The sequence below is a fragment of the Streptomyces sp. NPDC056361 genome, assembly GCF_042262805.1.
Classification (GTDB): domain Bacteria; phylum Actinomycetota; class Actinomycetes; order Streptomycetales; family Streptomycetaceae; genus Streptomyces.
In genome coordinates, this window is sequence record NZ_JBHJQI010000061.1 from 21115 (window position 1) to 47601 (window position 26487).

Consider the following 26487-nt stretch of genomic DNA (forward strand, 5'->3'; position numbering starts at 1 on the left):
CGGGCGAGGCGTGCGCGGGGGCGCACAGGAAGAGGGGAAGCACGATGAGCGGACTCAACAAAGGGGTGGGACGGGTCGAGGTCACGCTCAGGTGGGACCCCGCGCCGGCCGGCTCGCCGGCCCACGACCTGGATCTCGTCGCGGGCGTCTTCTCGGGCGCCGACCCGCACGGGGCGCCCGTGTACCTGGTGCACTTCGGCAGCCGCTCCCCCGACGGCACGATCACGCTCCACCGCGACAGCCGTACGGGCCAGGGCTTCGGCTACGACGAGGCCATGACCCTGGAGCTGGACCGGCTGGCCCCGGAGTACGCGCGCGTGGTGGTGGGCGTGGCGATACAGCAGAACGGCGGCCGACTGGCGTTCGGCTCGATAGCGAACACGGGCATACGGGTCCGCGAGGGGTACGACGACCTCCTGACCCACGACTTCGCGGACGTGCCCGACGCGCTGTCGGCGACGGTCGTCGAGTTCACCCGCGCCGGGGCCGGCTGGTCGTACCGTCCGATCAGCCACGGCTTCGACGCCGACCCGCAGGCCTTCGCCACGCTCCTGGGCACGGCACGGGTCTGATCCTTCGGGGCGGACGCGCGAAGGAGGCGCCGACCGGTGGTCGACGCCTCCCCTGCCGCACGGCCGGTGTCCCGCCCGGAGTCCGCCACCGGGGGGACCGGCCGCAGGTCGGACCCGGAGCCCGCCGACGGGCGACCGGCGTCAGGTCAGGCGCGGCAGCGCAGCATCTCCAGGGGCGGGTTGGCGAGGAAGTCCGCCCAGAAGTCCTCGCCGAACGCCTCGACGCCCGCGTCGGACACCGTGAGCGGGACCCAGGTCAGCTCGCTGAATCCGGCCGCCCGCAGGCACTTCTCGTACACCTCGCGGCGCGGGAAAGTGCTGACGATCGTGATCGGCCGGTGGAGCAGCGCGGTGGTCCGGACGCGCGGCCCGGCCTCGGCCTCCTCGCCGGTCAGCTCGGTGACGAAGCCGTACTTGGCCAGGGAGGGCCCGGCGAAGTCGTAGTCGGGCGACTGGTTGAACAGGAAGAGCTCGGCGCCGGGCGCCAGGTTCGCGTGCACGTTGCGGCACATCCGCTCCATGGCCGCGATGTCCTCGGCGTAGTTGAGCAGCTGCACCGCCACGGCGACGTCGAAGCGCTGCCCGAGCGGCCGCAGTTCGGCCGCGTCGGCGACGTCGTAGCGCACGCCCAGCGGATCGCGCTCCTCCAACTCCTTCGCGACGGCGACCATCTCGCCGGAGATGTCGAATCCGAACACGTCGGCGGCGCCCCGCCGCTTGAACTCCCGGCTGTAGAAGCCGGTCCCGGAAGCGAGGTCCAGGACCGACTTGCCGCGCACGTCCCCGACCATGGCGAGGAAGCTCGGCACCTCCCCGTACCGCACCGCCGGAAGGGCCTTGAAGCCCTCGAACGCCTCACCGATCTCGTCATACTGCTGCACGCTCATCGTGCCGCCCTCCCCTGTACGCCGTCGGATTCACGGCCGCGGCGCCTCCCGCCCCCCGGGACGCGCCTCGGCCTCCGGCGGTAGTCTCCCCGCCTCCTGACGGACCGTCGTACTGGCGGAAGCCACGAAGATCCGGACACGTCACCGGCCTTGTGTACGGGCACCGGGCCGCCGGACGCGTGCGGAAGACACTCCCACGGGCACGACGAAGGGGACCGGCACTCGGCCGATCCCCTTCGTGAACCGCTGGTCAGCGACCCTTGCGGGCTACGCCGGACGCTCGGGTCCGACGCGCGCCGTCAGGTGTCAGCTGCAGCCGCTGGTCGAGCCGCAGCCCTCGCAGATGTAGCAGGAGCCGGCGCGCTGCATCTTCGTACCGCAGGAGAAGCAGAGCGGGGCGTCGGCGCTGATGCCGAGCTGCATCTCGACGAGCTCCGCCGAGGTGTGCGCCTGCTTCGGAGCCGGGACCTCGATCTTCGGGGCCGGGGCCGCGACGGCCTTCAGCTCCTGGGTGCGGGGCGCGGACTGGGCCAGCGCCTCGACGTCGACCTCGTCCTCGGCCTGCTCGTACGAGCCGGTGTCGAGGTGGCGCTGACGCTCCTCGGCCGAGTGGATGCCGAGGGCGGAGCGGGTCTCGAAGGGCAGGAAGTCGAGCGCCAGGCGGCGGAAGATGTAGTCGACGATCGACTGCGCCATCCGCACGTCCGGGTCGTCCGTCATGCCGGCCGGCTCGAAGCGCATGTTGGTGAACTTCGAGACGTACGTCTCCAGCGGGACGCCGTACTGCAGGCCGACGGAGACGGCGATGGAGAAGGCGTCCATCATGCCGGCGAGGGTCGAACCCTGCTTGGACATCTTCAGGAAGACCTCGCCGAGACCGTCGTCCGGGTAGGAGTTGGCGGTCATGTAGCCCTCGGCGCCACCGACGGTGAAGGAGGTGGTGATCCCCGGGCGGCCCTTCGGCAGGCGCTTGCGGACCGGACGGTACTCGACGACCTTCTCGACGGCCTCGCGGATCGTCGCCTCGGACTTCGCGGTGACCTCGGCCTTCTCCTCCTCCTTCTTCTTGGCGGAGAGCGGCTGGCCGACCTTGCAGTTGTCGCGGTAGATCGCGAGCGCCTTGACGCCCATCTTCCACGCCTCGAAGTAGACCTCCTCGACGTCCTCGACCGTGGCCGTCTCCGGCAGGTTCACGGTCTTGGAGAGGGCGCCGGAGATCCACGGCTGGATGGCGGCCATCATGCGGACGTGGCCCATCGCGGAGATGGAGCGCTCGCCCATGGCGCAGTCGAAGACCTCGTAGTGCTCGGCCTTGAGGCCGGGGGCGTCGACCACGTTGCCGTGCTCGGCGATGTGGGCGACGATCGCCTCGATCTGCTCCTCCTGGTAACCCAGGCGGCGCAGGGCCTGCGGGACGGTGCCGTTGACGATCTGCATCGAGCCGCCGCCGACCAGCTTCTTGAACTTGACCAGGGCGAGGTCGGGCTCGAGGCCGGTGGTGTCGCAGGACATCGCGAGACCGATGGTGCCGGTCGGGGCGATGACCGAGGCCTGCGCGTTGCGGAAGCCGTTCTTCGCGCCGAGGCGGACGACGTCCTGCCAGGCCTCCGTGGCGGCGGCCCAGATCGGCGAGTCGAGGTCGTCGAAGCGGACGGCCTTGGTGTTCTCGTCGGCGTGCTGCTGCATGACGCGCTGGTGCGGCTCGGCGTTGCGGGCGTAGCCGTCGTAGGCGCCGACGACCGCGGCGAGCTCGGCGGAGCGCTTGTACGAGGTGCCGGTCATCAGGGAGGAGATGGCACCGGCCAGGGCGCGGCCGCCGTCGGAGTCGTACGCGTGGCCGGTCGCCATCAGCAGGGCGCCGAGGTTGGCGTAGCCGATGCCGAGCTGGCGGTAGGCGCGGGTGTTCTCGCCGATCTTCTGGGTGGGGAAGTCGGCGAAGCAGATGGAGATGTCCATCGCGGTGATGACGAGCTCGACGACCTTGGCGAAGCGCTCGACGTCGAAGGACTGGGCGCCCTTGCCGTCGTCGTCGAGGAACTTCATCAGGTTCAGCGAGGCGAGGTTGCAGGACGTGTTGTCCAGGTGCATGTACTCGCTGCACGGGTTCGAGCCGTTGATGCGGCCGGACTCGGGGCAGGTGTGCCAGTGGTTGATCGTGTCGTCGTACTGGATGCCCGGGTCGGCGCAGGCCCACGCGGCCTCGGCCATCTTGCGGAAGAGCGACTTGGCGTCGACCTCCTCGATGACCTCGCCGGTCATGCGCGAGGTGAGGCCGAACTTCCCGCCGGACTCGACAGCCTTCATGAACGTGTCGTTCACGCGGACGGAGTTGTTGGCGTTCTGGTACTGGACGGACGTGATGTCGTCGCCGCCCAGGTCCATGTCGAAGCCCGCGTCGCGCAGCGCGCGGATCTTCTCCTCCTCCTTGACCTTGGTCTCGATGAAGTCCTCGATGTCGGGGTGGTCGACGTCGAGGATGACCATCTTGGCAGCGCGACGGGTCGCACCGCCCGACTTGATCGTTCCCGCGGAGGCATCGGCGCCGCGCATGAAGGAGACCGGGCCGGAGGCGTTGCCGCCGGAGGAGAGCAGCTCCTTGGAGGAGCGGATGCGGGAGAGGTTCAGGCCGGCGCCGGAGCCGCCCTTGAAGATCATGCCCTCTTCCTTGTACCAGTCGAGGATGGACTCCATGGAGTCGTCGACGGACAGGATGAAGCAGGCGGAGACCTGCTGGGGCTGCGGCGTGCCGACGTTGAACCAGACCGGCGAGTTGAAGCTGAAGATCTGGTGCAGGAGGGCGTAGGCCAGCTCGTGCTCGAAGATCTCGGCGTCGGCGGGCGAGGAGAAGTAGCCGTACTCCTCGCCGGCCTTCGTGTACGTCTTCACGATCCGGTCGATGAGCTGCTTGAGACCGGTCTCGCGCTGCGGGCTGCCGACGGCACCGCGGAAGTACTTGCTGGTGACGATGTTGACCGCGTTCACCGACCAGAAGTCGGGGAACTCGACGCCACGCTGCTCGAAGTTGATCGAGCCGTCGCGCCAGTTGGTCATGACGACGTCACGGCGCTCCCAGGCCACCTCGTCGTACGGATGCACGCCGGGGGTGGTGTGGATGCGCTCGATACGCAGGCCCTTGCTCGCCGACTTGGGTCCCTTGGTGCGGGAACCACGTGCCGGGCCGCTCGCCGTCTCTGTCATGCCGCCTCCCATATACGGGCAAAACACACTTTGGCGCCCAGATAGTCCCAGGGCACCGTCTTCTGTACGTCGTTCTGTACTGCTGCCACGAGGACCACGCGGGTCGCTCGGGGCACGTCTGCCGGGCCGCACGGCGGCCGGTCGCCGGGCCTGGGTCGGCCCGGACCGCCGATCTAGTCGGCGGCGGTGACGGGAACGGGGACCTCGGGGGTCGCACCGGTCCCGCTGTTCTCAGTGGAAGGCCGCACGCGGAGCTCCGCGATGGCGGCCTCGAAGTCTTCGAGGCTGTCGAAGGCCTTGTAAACGGACGCGAAGCGCAGGTAGGCGACGAGGTCGAGCTCCTGCAAGGGGCCGAGGATGGCCAGACCCACGTCGTGGGTGGTCAGCTCGGCGCTCCCGGTGGCGCGCACCGCCTCCTCGACCCGCTGGCCGAGCTTGGCGAGGGCGTCCTCGGTGACCGGTCGCCCCTGGCACGCCTTGCGGACGCCGGAGATGACCTTGGTACGGCTGAAGGGTTCGGTGACGCCGGAGCGCTTCACCACCATGAGCGAGCAGGTCTCCACCGTCGTGAAACGACGGGAGCAGTCGGGGCACTGGCGACGGCGACGGATCGACGTCCCGTCGTCGGTGGTGCGACTGTCGACGACACGGCTGTCAGGGTGCCGGCAGAAGGGGCAATGCAAGGTTCCGACCCTTCCTCACGGCACGACTGACGAGCCTCGCCGGCCCGTCAAGGCCCTGCGAAGCGACCACCAGCATAGGCGATACGGGCACCCTCGGCAGACCGAGGACCACAACCCCTGGGTGGCCGGTGCCATACAACCACTAGATCTTGGGTTGCGGGCGATTCCGCGCCCTGCGCGTGTCGCAATGCCCCCGGTACCGGGATTCCGGGCCCGCGGATGCGACACTGGAAGGCGCGACGGACGCCCGCGACGCAGCGGCGAGGTTACCGTCACGCACCTCGTCGCGGCTGCGACGGGTGCGGCGTGAGAGTGCTCATACACCCCCATGCATAAAGGCGTAAGGCAATCTGCGATTTTTCACTCGAACGTGTGTTTGGCGCAACCTTTCGAAAGCTACTACCGTTGTGCCAGCCAGGGAGACCATTCGAGAGGGGCCGACGACGTGACCACCACCGCAGACAGTGCCACCATCACCGCCCAGGACCGCTCCCAGGGCCGACTCGAGCCGGTGCACGCCATGAATGACGCAAGCATGAACGGCGAGGAGCCCGGGCGACCCGCCCGCGCCCTCCCCGGGCGACCTCCAGGCATCCGGGCGGACAGCTCGGGACTCACCGACCGGCAGCGCAGGGTCATCGAAGTCATCCGCGACTCGGTCCAGCGGCGCGGCTACCCGCCGTCGATGCGCGAGATCGGGCAGGCGGTCGGCCTCTCCAGCACGTCCTCCGTGGCCCACCAGCTCATGGCACTGGAGCGCAAGGGCTTCCTCCGCCGCGACCCGCACCGCCCCCGGGCGTACGAGGTCCGCGGATCGGACCAGCCGAACACCCAGCCGACGGACACCACCGGCAAGCCCGCCGCGTCGTACGTCCCGCTGGTCGGCCGGATCGCCGCCGGTGGCCCGATCCTGGCCGAGGAGTCCGTCGAGGACGTCTTCCCGCTCCCCCGGCAGCTGGTCGGCGACGGCGAGCTGTTCGTCCTCAAGGTCGTCGGCGACTCCATGATCGAGGCCGCGATCTGTGACGGCGACTGGGTCACCGTCCGCCGCCAGCCCGTCGCGGAGAACGGAGACATCGTCGCCGCCATGCTCGACGGCGAGGCGACCGTGAAGCGCTTCAAGCGCGAGGACGGCCACGTCTGGCTGCTCCCGCACAACGCGGCGTACCAGCCCATCCCCGGCGACGAGGCCACCATCCTCGGCAAGGTCGTGGCGGTGCTGCGGCGGGTGTGACACATCCCGCCGGCTCTGACCGGGCCCCGGGACCAACTGCGCCGGTCCCGGGGCCCTGCCGTGTCCGCAGGGCCCCGACACCCACCGGGACTCAGCCGCTCGCCGCCTTCGAGGCCGCGTCGATCGCCGCCAGGGACTTCCGCACCTGATTGCGGTCCGTGGTGTACCAGAAGTCGGGCAGCGAGGCCTTCAGATAGCTGCCGTACCGGGCCGTGGCCAGCCGCGGGTCGAGGACCGCCACCACACCCCGGTCGCCCGTGGCCCGCACCAGCCGGCCCGCGCCCTGCGCCATCAGCAGCGCCGCGTGGGTCGCCGCGACCGCCATGAAGCCGTTCCCCCCGGCCTCCTCGACGGCCTTCTGCCGCGCGCTCATCAGCGGATCGTCCGGGCGCGGGAACGGGATCTTGTCCATCACGACCAGCTGGCAGCTGGGCCCCGGGACGTCCACGCCCTGCCACAGCGACAGCGTGCCGAAGAGACAGGTCTTCGGATCGGCGGCGAAGTTCTTGATCAGCTCGCCCAGGGTGTCCTCGCCCTGGAGCAGGATCGGCATCTCCGGGATCCGGGTCCGCAGCTCCTCCGCGGCCTGCTGCGCCGCGCGCATCGAGGAGAACAGACCGAGGGTCCGGCCGCCGGCCGCCTGGATCAGTTCGGTGAGCTCGTCGAGCATGTCGCCCCGCTCCCCGTCCCGCGCGGGGCGGGACAGGTGCTTGGCGACGTACAGGATGCCCTGCTTCGGGTAGTCGAACGGAGAACCGACGTCGAGGCCCTTCCAGACGGGCAGGTCGTCGCCCTTCGTGCCCTCGGGGGCCAGCCCGAGCGAGGCTCCGACGCCGTTGAAGTCGCCGCCGAGCTTGAGCGTGGCCGAGGCCAGCACCACGGACCGCTCGGTGAAGAGCTTCTCCCGCAGCAGGCCCGAGACGGTGAGCGGCGCGACCCGCAGCGAGGCGCCGAAGCGGTCGTGACGCTCGTACCAGACGACGTCCCACTCCGAACCCTGGGTGATCCGCTCCGCCACGCCGTGGACGGTCTCCACCGAGGCCATGGCCTGCTTGCGCACGGCGTCCTCGTCCTGGACGGACCGGTCGCGGGTCGAGCCCAGCGCCGTGATCACGGCGCGCGCCGCGTCGCGCAGCGCCATCAGCGCGTATGCCAGGTCCTCCGGGACCTCCTCCAGACGGCCCGGCAGAGCCAGCTCCATGACCCGCTCGAAGCCCTCGGCCGCGGTCTGCAGCTGATCCGCGACCTTCTCGTCGACGAGCTTCGCCGACCGGCGCACGGCCCGGTTGACCTGGCCCGGAGTGAGCTCCCCCGTGGCCACCCCGGTCACCCGGGAGACCAGCTCGTGGGCCTCGTCGACGATGAGCACCTCGTGCTGCGGGAGCACCGGGGCGCCCTCGATGGCGTCGATGGCGAGCAGGGCGTGGTTGGTGACGACGACATCGGCGAGCTTGGCGCGCTCGCGGGCGGCCTCGGCGAAGCACTCCGGGCCGTACGCGCACTTGCTCGCGCCCAGGCACTCCCGGGAGGAGACCGAGACCTGCGCCCAGGCCTTGTCGGAGACGCCGGGCGTCAGGTCGTCCCGGTCGCCGGTCTCCGTCTCGTCCGACCAGTCCCGCAGCCGCAGCAGGTCCTGGCCCAGCTTGCTGCTGGGCGCCGCCGCCTCGAAGGGGTCGAAGAGGCCGTCCTCCTCGTCCTGCGGGACCCCTTCGTGGAGCCGGTGCAGGCAGAGGTAGTTCGACCGGCCCTTGAGCATGGCGAACTGCGGGCGGCGGCGCAGCTGCGGGTGCAGCGCGTCGACCGTCCGGGGAAGGTCGCGCTCGACGAGCTGGCGCTGCAGCGCCAGGGTGGCGGTGGCCACCACCACCCGCTCGCCCTGGGCCAGCGCCGGCACGAGGTAGCCGAGCGACTTGCCGGTGCCGGTGCCGGCCTGGACGAGGAGGTGGGAGTTGTCGTCGATGGCCTCGGCCACGGCCGTGGCCATGGTCACCTGGCCGGGCCGCTCCGTGCCGCCGACGGCGGTGACGGCGGCGTGGAGGAGGTCGGGGAGGGATGGCTTCGTCATAGCCCTTCCAGCCTACGGGGCACCACTGACAGCTCGATCACGTCGATCACGCGCGGACGTCACGCGAGCGGGTTGGGGACGGTCCCGTGGACGGCCGCGTGGGGGCGTTCGGGCCGGTCGCGGTAGCCGTCCAGGTGCAGACGGTTGCGGTTGAGGCAGAGCCGCTCGATGCGCGGGGTGAGGAGGTCGAAGAGCTCGAACCGTTCCTTCAGCTCGGGGAAGCGTGCCTGGTGGCGGAGGATCTCCGCGCGGACGAGGGACCAGAAGTCCGCTTCGGGCACTCCGAGTTGTTCCTCGCACAGTGGCGCCAGATAGCGGAAGACGCCGACGAAGAGCCCCGAATGGATGAACTGGACGAGGAAGTCGGGCTCCTCGGTGAGGAGGACGGCGCGGACGTCGTCCGGCATCGACCCGTGCTCGGGGAGGGGCTGGGCACTGATGTTCACGTCGTCGACGAAGTCCTTGATCGCCAGGCGTACGGGGACGTCGTCTCCGTCGTAGACGACGATCGCGTTCTCGCCGTGCGGGGAGAAGACCGTGCCGTAGCGGTAGAGGAAGTGCAGCAGCGGCGGGAGCAGCGCACCGAACAGGTGCCGGAGCCAGACCGCGGGGTCGAGGCCGGAGCGCTCGACGAGTTCGGCGACGAACGCCCGCCCCTCCGGGTCCGTGTGGAGCAGCGAGGCGAGGGTGCGGGCGCGCTCCCCCGGGGGCAGCCGCAGCGGCTCGCGCCAGATCGCACCGAGGAGTTCCTTGTACTGGTACGGCACTTCGGGGAGCCGGTCGTAGAGCGGGTGCTCGACGGTGACGGAGGCGACCTCGCCGAGGAGGATCACCCCGCACTCGTCCCGCAGGAACGGGTCGGCCGCGCGCAGGCCCTGGACCCAGGCGGTCACGGCAGGCGCGGCCAGGGTCCGCTCGGTGGGCAGGCCGCGCCAGACGAGGGTGTTGAGCACCGACAGCGGGAGCTTGACCGTGTGCCGGTCGGGGCGGCTGGTGTTGAGGAAGGTACGGACGGACTGCTGCGGCAGCCGGAGGTCGGCGTCAGCGGAGAGCGGGACGACGGTCCCGGCGGCGACGGCCGGGGCGTAGAGCGGGAGCAGGACCTCGTCCCACTGCCAGGGGTGGACGGGCAGCAGGAGGTAGCCGTCGGGTTCGAGGCCGCGGGCGGTCAGTTCGGCGCGGAAGGCGGCGTGGACCTCGGGGTCGAGCTCCTGGGCGTAGAGGCGGTCGGGGGTGTCGAGGCCGGGCACGCCCCGGTAGGCCGCGAGGCGGTTGCTGACGGCGATCCACGGCAGCCGGGTGGCCCGCCGGGCCTCGGGGGCCCAGCGGGCGGCGTCGGTGGCGGAGAAGCCGATGCGGCCCTTGTTGAGGACGAGCCAGGGGTGGCCTGTCTGATGGCCTTCGAGCTCGGCGTACGGGAGGTCGGCGAGCCGGGCCGCGGTGAGGGCCGTGTGGTCGAGCCGGGTGTCGGCGGCGAGGGTGGCGGAGAGCTCGCGGATGAGGTGTCCGAGGGTGGCGCCGTCGAGCCGGAGGAGGCGGCGGGCGCGGACCAGGAAGTCGAGGGGGTCGGTCATGGGCCGGCCGTCGTGGGTGATCGAGTCGCCGGCGATCCGCCAGCTGCCGTAGGCGCCGCGGCGGGCGCGGAAGGTGAGCGTGCTGCCGTCGTCGAGGCGGAGCGCGTGGCCGTCGGGGGCTCCGCCTTCCTCGGGCACGGGTTCCAGGATCTCCTCGTAGGCGAACTCCGCCAGGGCCTTGGCGAGCAGCCGGGAGGAGGCCCGGGTCCAGGCGGCCGCGGTCAGCTCGGGGGGCGCGAGCAGCTCGGGGGCCGGCGCCGGTGCCTCCGTGGCGGCCGGTGCCTCCGTGGCGGGGGTTGCATCCGGGGCAGGCGTTGCGTCCGTTGCGTCCGTGGCGGGCGGCGTGGGCTGAGCGGAGTCGTGGGGTGCAGGGGACATCGACACGAGGACTCCTAGGAGTGGGAACCGCTGTGGGCCGAGCGGTGTATGAAAGACAGAGGGTTGTTCACAGAACGTGACGGAGCGCGCGGTCACGGATCATGAGCGCCGCTTGTTTGTCGGGGAGGTCGACTTCCGCCGCGTAGCGGAAGCCGCCGCTGAGGAAGGCGGAGACGGAGGGGGTGTTGCGGATGTCCGGTTCGGCGACGACTCGGGTGCAGCGGGGACGGTGGTCGAGGACGAGATCGGCGACGGCGCGCAGGAGCGTCGTGCCGACGCCCTGGCCCCGGTCGGTGACTCCTCCGATCAGGAGATGGATACCGGTGTCGTGGGGCCGCGCCGGGTAGTACCGGGCGAGCGGGTCGAGATCGGCGCGGTAGAGCTCGAAGTAGCTCATGGGGGTGCCGTCGAGCACGCCGAGGCAGGGGACGCTCCGGCCGTCGCCCTCGAGCTGGGCGCGGAGGTGCTCGGCGGTCACCGACTCGGGGCCGGCGAGTTCCCAGAAGGCGGCGACGGCGGGGTCGTTCATCCATCGCGCCAGAAGCGGCAGGTCCCGTTCGAGTCGCACGGGGACGAGCTTGAAGGTGCCGACCGGGGTCGTGGTCGCGGCCCAGTCGGCGACGGAGTCCAGCAGGTCGCCGTCGAGGAGGGCGACGAGGTCGTCGACCCTCAGGTCGAGGGTGTCGTCCCCGGGCGGGCCGACCGGTGGGTGGATGGGTGACACGTTGTCGCTCTCCTCTCGGCGGTGTGATCGGGGCGTGGGCGCTCCGATGGTGCGTACGGGTCCCGCGTGGGCGTCCTGCGTGCGGGGGGGGGTGCGGCAAGTCCGCGTGCGGGTGGGGCGGGCGCGTTCCGCGTGCGGGTCCTGGCTGGGGGTGGGGTGTGTTCAGTCGGTACGGAGGGGGTTGGTGACGGTGACGTAGACGGACTGGGTGTCGACCGGGCCGACGAGTTCGTCCAGGCCGTGCAGACGGGTGAGGAGGTTGGCCTTGCTGCGCAGGGTGGCTGCCTCCAGGAGCCGGTGCGGCAGGGGTGAGCCCAGGCCGGTGGCGGAGGCGAGGAAGCTGCGGAAGGCGGCGAGCAGGACGCGCTCGTCGGCGAGGTGCTGGGAGCCGAAGGCGCCGATCAGGCCGAGGACGTTGTTGATGCCGAGGTAGTAGGCGAAGCGTTCGTCGGTGACCTGGTCGGAGACGAAGGTGTCGCTGCGGGCGCCGATGCCGGGGAGGCGGCTCTCCAGCTCGGCGCGGTGGGACTCGCGGAAGTAGTAGCCCTGGTTGTCCCGGTAGCGGCCGCCGACCGGCCAGCCGTCCGGGTCGAGCAGGACCAGGGTGTTCTGCTGGTGGGCTTCCAGGGCGATGCCGGCGTGTCCGTCGAGCCAGAGGACGGGGCGGACGACCTGGTCGAGGTAGCGGAGGAACCACTCGGCGGCGACGGCGGTGAGGGGGCGGCCGGTGCGGGCGGAGAGCCGGCCGACGATGTCGGCGAGCCGGGAGCGCATGGCGGTGCTCCCGGGCCAGGGACGGGGGGCGGTGAGCGAGGCGATGCAGACGGCGTCGTCACTGGGGCCGAAGGGGTTGTGGCGGATCATGACGTCGAGTCCGGTCACGGGGGTTCCGTCCGGGGCGTCGACGGCGAGCCAGGCCGGGTCGCGGACGATGTCGAAGCCCGGGTGGACCGCCTGCCACTCGTCGACGAGGCCGGTGCGGAGCAGCCGGTGGACCTCGACGCCGCGGTGGAGCTCCTTGCGGAGGTTCTCGCGGCGGGAGTTGGTGATGCGCAGGCCGAGGGAGAGCTTGAGCATGGCCCGGGCGCCGGGGCGGTGCACGGTTCGGACGGAGGAGGTGGGGTGCCAGGGGCTGCCGTGGAGGCCGAGGTCGTGCAGGAGGCCGGCGTCGAGGAGGGCGCGGACGTCGGGGCGGTGCAGGAGCTCGCGGGCCTGCCAGGGGTGCAGGGGCAGGGGCGCGGTGCCGGCGGGCACGGCGATCCCCTCGGCGAGGGCGACGGCGAGCTGCTCGGCGGTGACGGGCCGGCCCTGTTCGGTCCAGGCCGAGTCGGAGGCCAGGAGGGAGGAGTCGACGGCCATCCAGTGGAGCGGGAAGGCGCCCTGCAGTTCCGGCGAGTAGAGCCGGGCCTCGGCCTCGGAGAGCCCTTCGCGGCTCTTGGGGGTGGGGTGGAGCGGGTGGCCGAGCAGCAGGGACTGCTCGGCCGCGAGGAAGAGGTCGGCGTCCGGGTGGGGCCGGGGCCGGTGGCGGCGCTCGGTGAGGAAGTCCGCGGTGCGGCGTACGGAGTCGGCGACGCGGCCGACCAGTTCGGTGCCCTCGGGGCGGCCGGACTCCCTGCTCAGCAGGGCGGCGACGGTGACGGCGTCGGCGGTCGGCGCCGAGGCCGGGAGCCCTTCGAGGGTGGGGGCGCCGAAGCGGTGCCAGCCGGTGGGCGACCAGTAGCGGACGGGGACGAGGAGGGCGGTGCCGCTGGCGTCGAGGGGGATGCGCAGGGTCGCGGCGGCGGGGGCGGGGAGGTTCTTCTCCCGGACCCAGCAGCGGAGGAGGTTCTCGACGGCGGCCGTGTCGGCGGCGCGAGCGGGATCGGGGTCGTCCAGGGGGTCCGCGCTGACGGCCGGGTGCGGCGTCCTGGGGTCGTACGGGCCGGTGTGCTGGCGCGGGACGGTGGGCTCGTCGGCGGGACCGCGGCCGGTGGCCGGCAGGGCAGGGGCCGGGAGACCGGTGGCCGGCAGGGCAGGGGCCGGGAGACCGGTGGTCGGGAGGGTGGTGGCCGGGAGGCCGGAGGCCTGGAGGGTGGTGGCCGGGAGAGCGGAGGCCGGGAGGGTGGTGGTCTGGAGGGCGGGGGCCGGGAGGGCCGGGGAGGTGAGGTCCTTGAGGGAGAGGGGCGCGTCGGTCTCGGGAGCCGGGGAGGTGGGCGTGGGGTTCACGGGGCTTCCTTGGGGTGGGGCCGGGGGCGGTCCGGGTCAGTGGGACGGTCCGGGGGCGGTCCGGGGGGCCGTGGCCCGGCGGGAGGCGGGTGAGTGGGGGGTGTGGGCCCGTTCGGCCGCGGCCAGGGCGTCGGCGAAGCGGTCGAGGACGGCGGTGGCCTGCTCGTCGGTGAGGGTGAGCGGGGGCAGGAGCCGGACCACCGCGGAGTGGCGGCCGCCGAGTTCGACGATGAGGCCGCGGGCGAGGCACTCCTGCTGGACGGCGCGGGCCAGCGCGGGGGCGGCGGGCGGGACGCTGTCGTCCGGTCCCGCCGCCTCGGGATCGACGAGTTCGACGCCGATCATCAAGCCCCGGCCGCGGACGTCGCCGACGCAGGGGTGGGCGGCGGCGAGGCCCTGGAGTCGGCCGAGGATGCGGGCGCCGAGGATGCCGGCCCGCTCGGCGAGTCCGTTCTCGCGGACGTACGCGAGGGTGGCGGTGCCCGCGGCCATGGCGAGCTGGTTGCCGCGGAAGGTGCCCGCGTGGGCGCCGGGTTCCCAGGCGTCGAGCTCGGACCTGTAGACGATGACGGCGAGGGGGAGGGAGCCGCCGATGGCCTTGGAGAGGACCATGACGTCGGGCACGACGCCGCTGTGCTCGACGGCCCAGAAGGCGCCGGTGCGGCCGACGCCGGTCTGGACCTCGTCGACGACGAGGGGGATGGAGCGGTCGGCGGTGATCCGGCGCATCCGGCGCATCCAGTCGTCGGGGGCGGGGATGACGCCGCCCTCGCCCTGGACGGCCTCGACGATCATTCCGGCGGGGGCGGTGACGCCGCTCTTGGGGTCGTCGAGGAGGCTCTCGGTCCACTGGGCGGAGAGTTCGGCGCCGCGGTCGCCGCCGACGCCGAAGGGGCAGCGGTAGCGCTGGGGGTAGGGCAGCCGGGTCACCCGGACGTCGTCCGCGCCGCCGGAGGCGGAGAGGGCACCGGCCGTCATGCCGTGGTAGGCGCCGGTGAAGGCGAGGAGGCCGCGGCGGCCGGTGGCGGTGCGGACGAGTTTGAGGGCCGCCTCGACGGCGTCCGTGCCGGCCGGTCCGCAGAACTGGATGCGGGCGTCGGCGGCGAGTTCGCCCGGCAGGGTGGCGAACAGCTCGGAGGTGAAGGCGTCCTTCACGGGGGTGGCGAGGTCGAGGACGTGGAGCGGTGCGCCCGAGTCGAGGACCTTCTTGATGGCTTCGAGGACCACGGGGTGGTTGTGGCCGAGGGCGAGCGTTCCCGCGCCGGAGAGGCAGTCCAGGTAACGGCGGCCGTCGGCGCCCTCGATGGTCAGTCCCCTGGCCCGCACCGGGACGATCGGCAGGGAGCGCGCGTAGGTGCGCGCGGCGGACTCGCGCTGGGTCTGGCGGCCCAGGATGCCTTCGTACCCGCCCCCTTGGTCCGTCGGGGTGTGAGCCCGGGCGGCCGGTGGTACGGCCGGAGCTGATTCGGTCACGGCCACGGCTCGGTGTCCTCCCGCGGTAACAGTTGCGTTGCACATCGGGGCGGCGTCGAGTCGCCCGCAAGGGCCTTCCTGAACGCCACCGTTGTGTCCCCCGTACGTACCAACGACGGGAACTGCCCGGGATCACGGGCCGGGGGCAAGTTCTTGGCGTGTCCCGGATCACGGCACGGCAACGGCCGAGCGATGCCCGGAACCGATCACGTGGCGCGTACCGTCCCCTCCGGCACCGGCATAGTGGGGGCGTCGGTCGAGCCCGGGAGGGCACGGCCGCCCTTCACCACGCACACGTAGGACAAGTTGACGTAGTCCCAGGGGGATCACGAGATGCGATCGATTCGCCCGCTGCTGATGGCGGCTTCCGCCGTCGCGGCGCTGACGCTCACCGCTACGGCCTGCGGGCCGAGCGAGGAGAACGCGGGAGACAAGCCCAGCGCGCCCGCGAGCCTGAACCCGGCCGACAAGATCAAGATTCCGGAGGACCTGAAGGAGCGTCTGAAGGAGCACGGGATCGACGTCGACAAGTGGCGGAACGGCGAGTGGAAGAACTGGGACCGCGACAAGTGGCTCCGTGAGGCCAAGGACTTCGTCAACCCGATCATCGAGGACCTCTGGGACCCGGACCGGATGCGCGAGGCCGAGCGCCCCGACAAGCCGGTCGAGGAGGAGGACATCTCGGGTGACAAGGGTGTCACCGACCCGACGCCGGTCCCGGTCCGGGCGAGGGCCGTGGACGCCAAGTACCACGCCAACGCACCCGAGTCCGGGAAGGTCTTCTTCGACGGCCCCGAGGGCTCGATGGTCTGCTCGGCCACGGTCGTGAAGGACCCGGCGCACCCGGGCAAGTCCAACATGGTCTGGACGGCCGGGCACTGCGTGCACAAGGGCAAGCAGGGCGGCTGGTACCGCAACATCGCCTTCGTGCCCTCGTACAACGACTCCGCGCTGCCGACGTCGGACCTGGAGAAGGCGACGCGGGAGCAGATCGCGCCGTACGGCGTGTGGTGGGCGGACTGGGTCAAGACGTCCGACCAGTGGATCTCCCAGGGCGCGTCCACGGGCGGTGCGGGCGCTCCGTACGACTTCGCGGTGATCCGGGTGACCCCGGAGAAGGGCGCCTCGGGCAAGTCGCTCGAGGAGACGGTCGGTTCGGCGCTTCCGGTCGAGTTCAACGCGCCGGCGGTGCCGAAGATCAAGAGCCTGACGGCGACCGGGTACCCGGCGGCGCCGCCGTTCGACGGCCAGAAGATGTTCCAGTGCCAGGACAAGCCGGGCCGGCTGTCGCTGAAGGCGGAGCAGCCGACGATGTACCGGATCGGCTGCTCGATGACCGGCGGTTCGTCCGGCGGCGGCTGGGTCGCCCAGGGCGCCGACGGCAAGCCGGCGCTGGTGTCGAACACCTCGATCGGCCCGTCGACGGCGGGCTGGCTGGCTGGTCCGCGCTTCGGACCCGAGGCCAAGGCCGTCTTCGACGAGGTCAGCAAGAAGTACGCCGGCCACTAGGCGCGGCGCGGAGGCGGGGCCCGCGGGTCCCGCCTCCTCCCTGTCCGGTCCGACCGGCATACTGTGCACCGCACATGACACGTCCATGGCAACATCGACATGGCGAAACCAACGGGGAATCCATCCATGCGTTCCATACGAGTCCTACCCGCCGCCCTCGGCCTGGTCACCGCGCTCGCGCTGACCGCCACGGCCTGCGGCCCCACCGAGACCCCGGCGTCCGACAAGCCGGCCGCCGGGGCGAGCAGCTCCGCACCGGCCGGCGGCGACGCCGGCGCCGACCTGGCCCAGGACCTCGCCGACAAGCTCAAGAAGCACGGCGTCGACCTGGACAAGTGGAAGAACGGCGAGTGGAAGAACTGGGACCAGGAGACCTGGCTCCGTGAGGCCGAGGACTTCGTCAACCCGGTGATCGAGGGCCTCTGGGACCCGGCCCGCATGCAGTCGGCGAAGAGCCCGGACCCGACGATCACCGCCCAGGCCGGCACCAGCGGCAGCGACCCGACCCCGCGGCCCGTCAAGGCGCAGCGCGAGAAGACGCCGTACCACCGCAACGCGGCCCCGGTCGGAAAGATCTTCTTCGACTCGCCCCAGGGCTCCATGGTCTGCTCCGGCACGATCGTGAAGGACCCGCGCCGACCCGGGAAGTCGAACCTGGTCTGGACGGCCGGCCACTGCGTCCACGCGGGCCAGAAGGGCGGCTGGTACCGCAACATCACCTTCGTCCCGGCCTTCAACGACCTGGGCAAGTCGCCCGCGGCGCTCGCCAACGCGCAGCCGCACGAGGTGTACCCGTACGGCCAGTACTGGGCCGACTGGGCCGTGACCTCGGGCGAGTGGCTCCAGCGCGGCGGCACGAACCAGGCCTGGCCGTACGACTACGCCGTGCTGCACGTGCAGCCCGAGCGGGGCGGCAAGTCCCTGGAGGAGACCGTCGGGGCGGCGCTGCCCGTCGACTTCTCGGCCCCGACGCCCGCGGCGTCCGGGACGGTGGGCGCCTGGGGCTACCCGGCGGCTCCGCCGTACAACGGCATGATCATGCACAAGTGCCTGGACCGGGCGACGCGGCTCACCACGGCCCCGGCCACGCCGACGATGTACCGGATCGGCTGCACGATGACCGGCGGTTCCTCGGGCGGCGGCTGGTTCCGCGTGCTGCCGAACGGCAAGACGGCGCTCGTGTCGAACACGTCGATCGGCCCGGCCGGCGGCAACGGCTGGCTCGCCGGCCCCCAGCTGGGCAAGGGCGCCAAGGCGGCCCACGAGATGGTCAGCAAGAAGTTCGCCCGCTGACCCGACCGACGGCACCATGACCGAGGGCGCTGTCCCCCTCCCTTGACGGGGAGGGGGACAGCGCCCTCTGCGTGGTGCTGCGGCGGGTCAGTGCGCGGCGGGGACGAACGGCGCGAGCAGCGCCGCCAGTTCCTCGTGCACCCGGGCCTTGAGCAGGGTGCCCTCCGCGGTGTGCTCCTCGGACTCCACCTCGCCCTCGGCGTGCACGCGGGAGACGAGGCCGCCCTGCGTGTACGGCACGAGGACCTCGAGCCCGACCTGCGGGCGCGGCAGTTCGGCGTCGATGAGCGCGAGCAGCTCCTCGATGCCCTGGCCCGAACGGGCCGAGACGACGAGGGAGTGCTTCTCCCTCCGCAGCAGCCGCTGGAGCACCAGCGGGTCGGCCGCGTCCGCCTTGTTGATGATGACGATCTCCGGCACGTCCATCGCGCCGACGTCCCGGAAGACCTCGCGCACGGCGGCCAGCTGCTCCTCCGGCGCCGGGTGCGAGCCGTCCACCACGTGCAGGATGAGGTCGGACTCGGCGACCTCCTCCATGGTGGAGCGGAACGCCTCGACGAGGTGGTGCGGCAGGTGCCGGACGAAGCCGACCGTGTCGGCCAGGGTGTAGACCCGGCCGGTGGGCGTCTCGGCCCGGCGCACGGTCGGGTCGAGGGTGGCGAACAGGGCGTTCTCCACCAGCACGCCCGCACCGGTGAGCCGGTTGAGCAGGGAGGACTTGCCGGCGTTGGTGTATCCGGCGATGGCGACCGACGGCACCTTGTTGCGGCGGCGCTCCTGCCGCTTGATGTCGCGGCCGGTCTTCATCTCCGCGATCTCCCGGCGCATCTTCGCCATCTTCTCGCGGATGCGGCGCCGGTCGGTCTCGATCTTGGTCTCACCGGGACCGCGGGTGGCCATGCCGCCACCGCCGCCGCCACCCATCTGCCGGGAGAGCGACTGGCCCCAGCCGCGCAGTCGCGGCAGCATGTACTGCATCTGCGCGAGCGCGACCTGGGCCTTGCCCTCTCGGGACTTGGCGTGCTGGGCGAAGATGTCGAGGATGAGGGCGGTCCGGTCGACCACCTTCACCTTGACGACGTCTTCGAGGGCGATGAGCTGGCCGGGGCTGAGCTCGCCGTCGCAGACGACGGTGTCGGCACCGGTCTCGATGACGATGTCGCGCAGTTCGCGCGCCTTGCCCGAGCCGATGAAGGTGGCCGGGTCCGGCTTGTCGCGGCGCTGGATGACGCCGTCGAGCACGAGGGCGCCCGCCGTCTCGGCGAGGGCGGCGAGTTCCGCGAGGGAGTTCTCCGCGTCCTGCACCGTCCCCGAGGTCCACACACCGACCAGCACGACGCGCTCCAGGCGCAGCTGGCGGTACTCGACCTCGGTGACGTCCTCGAGCTCGGTGGAGAGGCCGGCGACACGGCGCAGGGCCGCGCGCTCGGAGCGGTCGAGCTGGTCGCCGTCCCGCGCTCCGTCGATCTCGTGGCTCCAGGCGACGTCCTCTTCCATCAGGGCATCGGCCCGAAGGCTCTCGGTACGGCTCGTCTCCGCGAAGCTCTGCTCGTCCTGGGAAGGGGAAGAAGAGGAGGTCATTGGATCCTTACGTCGAATGAAGCGATGGGTCTGTGTCCGTGGCAACGCGTGGGGGCGCCGGAAGATTCCCGGGCCGGCCGCGCCGCCGACCTGAAGATGGTGGCACGGCCCGGCCGGGGCCGTCACCCGGGTTTCGGGGCGGTCCTTGCGGCGTCGGCCGGGCGGCTGCGCCAGTCCGGGTGTCCGGGCATCGCCGGGGTCTTCGCGGCGTACAGCCAGCCCCGGAAGAAGGCGGTGAGGTCCCGGCCGGCGATCTCGCCGGCGAGGGCGGTGAAGTCGGCGGTGGTGGCGGTGCCGTCCCGGTGGTCGGCGACCCAGCGGCGCTCCAGGCGGCGGAAGGCGTCGGTGCCGATCTCCTGGCGGAGCGCGTAGAGGACGAGGGCGCTGCCGTCGTAGACGACGGGCCGGAAGAGGCTGATCTTGTGGCCGGGCGAGGGGGGCTCCGGTGCGGCGGGCGGGCCGCCGTCGGCGCGCCACTCGTCGGAGGCCGCGTAGGCCGCCTTCATGCGCCGCTCCAGGGACTTGCCGGCGGTGTCCTCGGCGTAGAGGGCCTCGTACCAGCTGGCGTGCCCCTCGTTGAGCCACAGGTCGGACCAGGTCCGGGGGGAGACGCTGTCGCCGAACCACTGGTGGGCCAGCTCGTGGACCATGACCGAGTCGACGTACCACTCGGGGTAGCGGGGGTCCGTGAAGAGGCCGCGCTCGAAGAGCGAGAGGGTCTGGGTCTCCAGCTCGAAGCCCGTGTCGGCGTCGGCGACGAGCACGCCGTACGTCTCGAAGGGGTACGCGCCGACCTGCCGTTCCATCCATTCCAGGTGCCCCGGGGTCCGGCGGAGCCAGGGCTCCATCAGCTGCCGGTCCGCGGTGTTCACGACGTCCCGGACGGGCAGTCCGCGGGGCCCGTCGCGGTGCACGACGGTGGAGCGGCCGATGGAGATCTGGGCGAGTTCCGTGGCCATGGGGTGGCGGGTGCGGTACGTCCAGGTGGTGGTGGAGCCGTGGTCGGCGCGCCCTTCGGGCAGCCCGTTGGCGACGACGGTCAGGTCGCTGGGGGCGGTGACCCGGAAGGTGAAGTACGCCTTGTCCGCCGGGTGGTCGTTGGACGGGAAGACCCGGTGGGCGGCGTCGGCCTGGTTGGCCATGGCGAGGCCGTCGCCGGTGCGGACCCAGCCGCCGGTGTCGGCGGGCCCCGTCGGGTCGCTGGTGTGGGTGACGGTGATCTCGATCGCCTCGCCGGCGTCGACGGCGACGGCGGGGGTGACGACCAGGTCCTCACCGCTGCTCGCGAACGCGGCGGGCAGGCCGTCGACGGTGACGGCGGAGACCGTGCCGTGGGTGAAGTCGAGGTTGAGCCGCTCCAGGTCGTCGGTGGCGAGCGCGTCGATCCTGGTCACCGCTGCGAGCGGCTTGGTGTTCACCCCGGGGTAGGTGACGTCGAGGTGGTACGCGAGGACGTCGTAGCCGGGGTTGCCGAGGTGCGGGAAGAGCGGGTCGCCGATGCCGAGCGGCGGCGGCGCGGGCAGCGCGGCGGCGACGAGCCCGGCGGAGGCGGCGACCAGGACGGCGGAGCGGAGCCACCGCGCACGGGGCAGGGGGGTTCGGACGAGCGGCATGGACCAGGGCCTTTCCGGACGACTGCCTTACGGCTACCAGGGGATCCGCCGCTCCCCCGGGCGGCGCGCTCGCCCGCCACCCGAAGGGCTCACGGCCTCGCGCGGCCGCGGCGGACGACGTACCCGTCAGGCCCGGCGCGACTCGGACGTCCCCCGGCGGGCGCGGCTCACGTCGTACACCCCCGGCACGTCCCGCATCGCCCGCATGAGGGCGGGGAGCCCGGCCGCGTCGGGGAGGTCGAGGGTGTACGTGTGGCGGACCCGCTGCTCGCTGGGCGGCTCGACGGTCGCGGAGACCACGGCGGCGCCGGCGGTGGCGATGGCGTCGGTGAGGTCGGCGAGCAGCCCGGGCCGGCCGAAGGACTCGGCGACGAGGGTGACGCGGCCCTGGGCGGTGTCGCCCCAGCGGACGGCGACGGGTTCGCGGCCCAGCCCCCGCATGGTGTCGACGGCCGCGCAGCGCGCCCGGTGGGCGGTGACCGATCCGCCGCGGACCCGGAAGCCGGTGATCTCGTCGGGGGGTACGGGGGTGCAGCAGCCGGCCGGGCGGACGGCCGCCGGTTCGCCCCCCAGGTCGGCGTGGAGTTCGGCGCCGGTACGGCGGGCGGCGGTGACGCTGACCTGCGGCCGCGGGTCGGTCTCGGCCGGGGGCGCGGCGGTCTCGGGGTGGGCCGCGAGCCAGCCGGCGATCGCGATCCGCGCGGCCGGGGTGCGGGCGTGGTCGAGCCACTCGGGCGACGGCCCGGACACGGTGTCCTGGGCGAGCAGCGGCTGGACGGTGTCCCCGTCGCCGAGCACGGTGCCGAGCGGCGCGAGGCGGCCGTTGACGCGGGCGCCGAGGCAGCCGTGGGCGGCTTCGCCGTGCTGCGCGTAGGCGGCGTCGACGCAGCTGGCCCCGGCGGGGAGCTTCAGGGTGCCGCCGTCGGCGCGGAAGACGGTGATCTCGTCGTCCTCGGCGAGGTCCGCGCGGAGCGAGGACCAGAAGGTGTCCGGGTCGGGCGCGGCCTGCTGCCAGTCGAGGAGCCGGGAGAGCCAGCCGGGGCGGGTGGGGTCGACGCGCTCGCCGTCGTCGGCCCGGGAGGCGGTGGCGTCGGGCCGGGCCGGGGCGTGCCTCGGCTGGGAGCCGGCCGCGGCCTGCTGTGCGGTGGCGTTCTGCCGGTCGACCTGGTCCGGCTGCTCGGCCGCCTCCTGGCCGACGTGCGGATTGCCGAGGGCGACGACCCCGGCCTCCGCGACCTTGTGCATCCGGTGGGTCCGGATCAGGACCTCGGCCACGGCGCCGTCGGGGGCGGCGACGGCCGTGTGCAGGGACTGGTACAGGTTGAACTTGGGGGCCGCGATGAAGTCCTTGAACTCGGAGATCACCGGGGTGAAGCAGGTGTGGAGCTCGCCGAGGACCGCGTAGCAGTCGGCGTCCTCGGCGACGAGGACGAGCAGCCGCCCGAAGTCGCAGCCCCGCAGTTCGCCGCGCTTGAGGCGGACCCGGTGCACGGAGACGAAGTGACGCGGACGGACGAGGACTTCCGCGCCGACGCCCGCCTCGCGCAGGACGGCGGAGACCTGCTCGGCGACGGCGCCGAGGGCGTCGCCGGCCTGCGGGTTGCCGGCGACGAGCGCGCGGGTGGTCTCGTACTCCTCGGGGTGGAGGATGGAGAAGACGAGGTCCTCCAGCTCCGTCTTGAGGGCCTGGACGCCGAGCCGCTCGGCCAGCGGGATGAGGACGTCCCGGGTGACCTTGGCGATCCTGGCCTGCTTCTCGGGCCGCATCACGCCGAGGGTGCGCATGTTGTGGAGCCGGTCGGCGAGTTTGATCGACATGACCCGGACGTCGTTGCCGGTGGCGACGAGCATCTTGCGGAAGGTCTCGGGTTCGGCGGCGGCGCCGTAGTCGATCTTCTCCACCTTGGTGACGCCGTCGACGAGGTAGGCGACCTCGTCGCCGAACTCCCCGCTCACCTGGTCCAGCGTCACGTCGGTGTCCTCGACGGTGTCGTGGAGGAGCGAGGCCGTCAGGGTGGTGGTCTCCGCGCCCAGCTCGGCGAGGATCAGCGTCACCGCGAGGGGATGGGTGATGTACGGCTCGCCGCTCTTGCGGAACTGGCCGCGGTGCGAGGACTCCGCGAGGACGTACGCCCGGCGCAGCACCGAGAGGTCGGCGTCGGGGTGGTGGGCCCGGTGCGCCTCCGCCACATGGCTGATGGCGTCGGGCAGCCGGTCACGGGGAGCCGGCCCCGCGGTGGCGCCGAGCAGGGCGGCCCGGCCGAGCCTGCGCAGGTCGATCCGGGCCCGTCCGCGTCTGCGGACGGTCGTGTCGGTGACGGCGGCGTCCGCCGCGCTCACGGGGTTGGTGGCCTCTGCGCTCATGGGGCACCTCCGGCGACGTGGACCGGCGGTGGGCGGGCCAGGCGTGCCCTGGGGGCCGGTGCTTGATGCTACCGACCCCACCACGCGGCGCAGTCACGCTCTCGCCCAGCGTGAATCGGATCACCCATTCGAGCGACAAATCAGTCGTTGACAGTTTCGATTCCACCCGGCGCGGCCCACCACGCCGGGTCGAGGGTGCCCTCGGCGACGATCACTGCGGGCCCGGTCATGTCGACGCCGCCGTCGGGGTGCTCCGTGATGACCAGGGTCCCGCCGAGCACGTCGACGGTGTACGTGACGGGGGTGCCGGTCGCGGCGGGGTCGGCGCCGTCCCGGCGGGCGGTGGCGACGGCGACGGCGCACGCGCCGGTGCCGCAGGAGCGGGTCTCGGCGGCGCCGCGCTCGTGGACCCGCATGGCGACGTGGCGGGGGCCGCGGTCGACGACGAACTCGATGTTCACCCCGTCCGGGTAGACGGCGGCCGGCTCGTACGGCGGCTCGGCGTAGAGGTTGCCCGCGTGGTCGAGGTCCTCGACGAAGGCGACCGCGTGCGGGTTGCCCATGTTCACGTTCCGCGCGGGCCAGCTGCGGCCGTCGACGGTGACGGTGACCCCGTCCTCGGGCAGCGTCGCGCGCCCCATCGAGACGGTCACGGAGCCGTCCTTGTCCAGGTGCACCCGCTTGATCCCGCCGCGGGTGGCGACGGCCACCTCGCCGGCGGTGACGTGGCCGGCGTGCTCCAGGTAGCGGGCGAAGACCCGGACCCCGTTGCCGCACATCTCGGCGACCGAGCCGTCGGCGTTCCGGTAGTCCATGAACCACTCGGCCTCGTCGGCCAGGTGCCGTGCCTCGGGATGGGCGGCGCTGCGCACGACGTGCAGCACGCCGTCCGCGCCGATGCCGGCCCGGCGGTCGCAGAGCCGCGCGACGGCCGCGGGGGGCAGGTCGACGACGTTCTCCGCGTCGGGGACGATCACGAAGTCGTTCTCGGTGCCGTGGCCCTTCAGGTACCTGAGGGCGGGGGGCTGCGGGGTCTGCGTGCTGGTCACGAGATCAACTGTACGGGTCGGGTCCGCGGGACCGCCCGGGCGTCCACGGGGCGGTCCGGCGGCCGTGCGCCGTCCGGCCCGGCCGAGGGCGCGGTCGGCGGTCGGCGCGGTCTGTGGTCGGCGCGATCGGCGGTCCGAACGGTCAGCGGCTCGACGCCAGCACCCGGCGCGGTCGGCGACTCGCTTCAGCGGCCCGCGCGCTCGGCGGCCCGGCTCGGCGGCCCGGGCGATCGGCGGTCCGGGTCAGCGGAGGCAGGCGATCAGTGGTCCGGGTCAGCGGAGGCGGGCGACGCGCCAGACGGCGAGGGCGACGAGGGCCGCGCTGGTCGTGACCGACAGGGCGAGGAGGCGCCAGTCGGGGCGCTCGCCGGAGCCGCGCTGCGGGAGGCCCGGCCAGGTGTAGCCGACCTTGCGGGCGGCCATCATGCCCCAGCCCGCCGCGCAGGAGCTGATGAGCAGTCCGAGCATGGCGACGACGGCACCGCCGTCGCCCGACCCGAAGGCGAGCGGGAAGGCGAACATCAGCGAACCGAGGGCGGCCAGGGCGACGATCGGGGCGATCTGCCAGATCCGCAGCCGCCGCTGGGGGCGGAGTTCGACCTCGACCTCGTCGGCGTCCACCTCGACGGAGCTGCCCACCGCGTCGTCGGGACCGTCGGGGGTCAGCCCCGAAGCGCCGATCGGAGCGTCGTCCGTCGGGTGGCCCGGCGCGTCACCCGCGACGTCCGCCGTCGGGTCGTCCAGGGCCGCGTCGTGCTGTTCTCTGTCGCGAGGGCCGGCCTCCATCGCCACGCGCCCTCCCCACTCGGACTCCACTTGGTCGATCGATGCTCGATGATGGCACGCTCCTGACCGCCGGAATGACGGGCAGGGCGTCCCGATGCCATCACGTGATCAGGCTGTAACCGCTCGTTCGACCAACGACAGCGCCTCCCGCGGGAGTTCCCCGCGGTGATCGGCGGCCCCGCTGAGCCAGTGGACCCGCGGGTCGCGGCGGAACCAGGAGTCCTGCCGGCGGGCGAAGCGCTTCGTCGCGCGGACGGTCTCGGCCCTGGCCTCGTCCTCGGTGCACTCCCCCGCGAGCGCCGCGAGGACCTGCTGGTATCCGAGGGCGCGGGCGGCCGTGCGGCCCTCGCGCAGCCCCCGCGCCTCCAGGGCGCGCACCTCGTCGACGAGGCCGTCCTGCCACATGCGGTCGACGCGGGTGGCGATCCGCTCGTCCAGCTCGGGACGGGCCACGTCGACGCCGATCTGGACGGTGTCGTAGACCGAGTCGGGGCCGGGGAGGTTGGCGGTGAAGGGCTTGCCGGTGATCTCGATCACCTCCAGGGCCCGGACGATGCGGCGGCCGTTGCTGGGCAGGATCGCGCGGGCCGCGTCGGGGTCGGCGGCGGCGAGCCGGGCGTGCAGGACGCCGGAGCCGCTCTCGTCGAGTTCGGCCTCCAGGCGGGCCCGTACGGCGGGGTCGGTGCCGGGGAACTCCAGGGCGTCGACGGCTCCGCGTACGTACAGTCCCGAGCCGCCGACGAGGACCGGGGTGCGGCCGGCGGCGAGCAGCCGGTCGATCTCGGCACGGGCGAGCCGCTGGTACTCGGCGACGCTGGCGGCCTCGGTGACGTCCCAGATGTCGAGGAGGTGGTGCGGGACGCCGCCGCGTTCCTCGGGCGTCAGTTTGGCGGTGCCGATGTCCATCCCCCGGTACAGCTGCATCGAGTCGGCGTTGACGACCTCGCCACCGAGCTGCTGGGCCAGGAAGACACCCAGATCGGACTTTCCGGCCGCTGTCGGACCGACGACGGCGATGACCCGCGGGGCGGGAGCTGCGCTTCTCACCGCCACAGTCTCGCAAACCTCGCGGCCCGTCCCCGAACGAGCTACGTGACGGGCCTGCTCCGGGCTTCGTTGCCTGTTGCGTGGTTCCGGCCGCCGGTCACCTCGGAGCCCCTCCCACCCGAGTACGCTATGGAGTGAATATGGGCCTTTTGGCAATGTTTCGCCGGAAGAAGCAAGATGTGGTCGAGGCCTCGCCGGAGGAGACCGGGACGGTCGCACCGGTGCCGGACGGGGCCGCGGACACGGACACCG

Annotated in this window: 18 protein-coding genes; 4 read left to right on the forward strand and 14 right to left on the reverse strand. The window is 72.5% G+C overall.

The window, feature by feature from the left end; translation table 11 throughout:
- Positions 1 to 44 precede the first annotated feature (44 nt).
- On the forward strand, positions 45 to 572 hold the full coding sequence (locus ACFCY7_RS20920; RefSeq protein ID WP_376487229.1) for a TerD family protein: 528 nt from the start codon (positions 45 to 47) through the stop codon (positions 570 to 572).
- Positions 573 to 718: 146 nt separating this feature from the next.
- On the opposite strand, the gene ACFCY7_RS20925 is transcribed toward ACFCY7_RS20920, so the two are convergent.
- The 3 genes from ACFCY7_RS20925 to nrdR all read right to left on the reverse strand — a co-directional run bounded on the left by ACFCY7_RS20925 (position 719) and on the right by nrdR (position 5340).
- Positions 719 to 1459: a class I SAM-dependent methyltransferase gene (locus ACFCY7_RS20925; protein WP_376487232.1), complete on the reverse strand. Its 741-nt coding sequence runs from the start codon at positions 1457 to 1459 to the stop codon at positions 719 to 721.
- Between the two features lie 306 nt (positions 1460 to 1765).
- Positions 1766 to 4657, reverse strand: coding sequence for a vitamin B12-dependent ribonucleotide reductase (locus tag ACFCY7_RS20930; RefSeq protein ID WP_376487235.1), 2892 nt, complete (start codon positions 4655 to 4657; stop codon positions 1766 to 1768).
- Positions 4658 to 4830: 173 nt separating this feature from the next.
- Positions 4831 to 5340 carry a transcriptional regulator NrdR gene (nrdR, locus tag ACFCY7_RS20935; protein WP_376487237.1) on the reverse strand — a complete coding sequence of 170 codons (510 nt, stop codon included), beginning with the start codon at positions 5338 to 5340 and terminating at the stop codon, positions 4831 to 4833.
- A 445-nt stretch (positions 5341 to 5785) separates the two neighbouring features.
- On the opposite strand from nrdR, the gene lexA reads away from it, so the two are divergent.
- Complete coding sequence (lexA, locus tag ACFCY7_RS20940) at positions 5786 to 6574, forward strand: transcriptional repressor LexA (protein WP_017237805.1); 789 nt, start codon at positions 5786 to 5788, stop codon at positions 6572 to 6574.
- A gap of 91 nt (positions 6575 to 6665) precedes the next feature.
- Here the strand turns inward: lexA and ACFCY7_RS20945 are convergent, their stop codons facing one another.
- The 5 genes from ACFCY7_RS20945 to ACFCY7_RS20965 all read right to left on the reverse strand — a co-directional run bounded on the left by ACFCY7_RS20945 (position 6666) and on the right by ACFCY7_RS20965 (position 14999).
- The gene (locus ACFCY7_RS20945) at positions 6666 to 8639 is read right to left on the reverse strand and encodes an ATP-dependent DNA helicase (protein ID WP_376487241.1); all 1974 of its coding nucleotides are present in this window, start codon (positions 8637 to 8639) and stop codon (positions 6666 to 6668) included.
- Positions 8640 to 8698: 59 nt separating this feature from the next.
- Positions 8699 to 10591: an IucA/IucC family protein gene (locus ACFCY7_RS20950; RefSeq protein WP_376487242.1), complete on the reverse strand. Its 1893-nt coding sequence runs from the start codon at positions 10589 to 10591 to the stop codon at positions 8699 to 8701.
- A gap of 67 nt (positions 10592 to 10658) precedes the next feature.
- Positions 10659 to 11315, reverse strand: coding sequence for a GNAT family N-acetyltransferase (locus ACFCY7_RS20955; protein ID WP_376487245.1), 657 nt, complete (start codon positions 11313 to 11315; stop codon positions 10659 to 10661).
- Between the two features lie 162 nt (positions 11316 to 11477).
- On the reverse strand, positions 11478 to 13520 hold the full coding sequence (locus tag ACFCY7_RS20960; RefSeq protein WP_376487247.1) for an IucA/IucC family protein: 2043 nt from the start codon (positions 13518 to 13520) through the stop codon (positions 11478 to 11480).
- A gap of 36 nt (positions 13521 to 13556) precedes the next feature.
- Positions 13557 to 14999 carry a diaminobutyrate--2-oxoglutarate transaminase family protein gene (locus ACFCY7_RS20965; RefSeq protein ID WP_376487250.1) on the reverse strand — a complete coding sequence of 481 codons (1443 nt, stop codon included), beginning with the start codon at positions 14997 to 14999 and terminating at the stop codon, positions 13557 to 13559.
- 327 nt (positions 15000 to 15326) lie between these two features.
- Between ACFCY7_RS20965 and ACFCY7_RS20970 the strand changes: the two genes are divergently transcribed.
- Both ACFCY7_RS20970 and ACFCY7_RS20975 read left to right on the forward strand, forming a co-directional pair.
- Positions 15327 to 16502, forward strand: a complete 1176-nt coding sequence (locus tag ACFCY7_RS20970) for a trypsin-like serine peptidase (RefSeq protein WP_376487254.1) — start codon at positions 15327 to 15329, stop codon at positions 16500 to 16502.
- A 126-nt stretch (positions 16503 to 16628) separates the two neighbouring features.
- Positions 16629 to 17795, forward strand: coding sequence for a trypsin-like serine peptidase (locus ACFCY7_RS20975; protein WP_376487256.1), 1167 nt, complete (start codon positions 16629 to 16631; stop codon positions 17793 to 17795).
- Between the two features lie 87 nt (positions 17796 to 17882).
- Here ACFCY7_RS20975 and hflX read toward each other — a convergent pair whose 3' ends face one another.
- The 6 genes from hflX to miaA all read right to left on the reverse strand — a co-directional run bounded on the left by hflX (position 17883) and on the right by miaA (position 26235).
- Complete coding sequence (gene hflX, locus ACFCY7_RS20980; protein WP_376487259.1) at positions 17883 to 19376, reverse strand: GTPase HflX; 1494 nt, start codon at positions 19374 to 19376, stop codon at positions 17883 to 17885.
- A 122-nt stretch (positions 19377 to 19498) separates the two neighbouring features.
- On the reverse strand, positions 19499 to 20989 hold the full coding sequence (locus ACFCY7_RS20985) for a M1 family metallopeptidase (protein WP_376487262.1): 1491 nt from the start codon (positions 20987 to 20989) through the stop codon (positions 19499 to 19501).
- A gap of 126 nt (positions 20990 to 21115) precedes the next feature.
- Positions 21116 to 23353, reverse strand: coding sequence for a RelA/SpoT family protein (locus ACFCY7_RS20990; protein ID WP_376487265.1), 2238 nt, complete (start codon positions 23351 to 23353; stop codon positions 21116 to 21118).
- Between the two features lie 140 nt (positions 23354 to 23493).
- Positions 23494 to 24402, reverse strand: coding sequence for a diaminopimelate epimerase (dapF, locus tag ACFCY7_RS20995; RefSeq protein WP_376487266.1), 909 nt, complete (start codon positions 24400 to 24402; stop codon positions 23494 to 23496).
- 273 nt (positions 24403 to 24675) lie between these two features.
- Positions 24676 to 25188, reverse strand: a complete 513-nt coding sequence (locus ACFCY7_RS21000; RefSeq protein ID WP_376487271.1) for a hypothetical protein — start codon at positions 25186 to 25188, stop codon at positions 24676 to 24678.
- A 108-nt stretch (positions 25189 to 25296) separates the two neighbouring features.
- Complete coding sequence (miaA, locus tag ACFCY7_RS21005) at positions 25297 to 26235, reverse strand: tRNA (adenosine(37)-N6)-dimethylallyltransferase MiaA (RefSeq protein ID WP_376487267.1); 939 nt, start codon at positions 26233 to 26235, stop codon at positions 25297 to 25299.
- Positions 26236 to 26487: the final 252 nt, after the last annotated feature.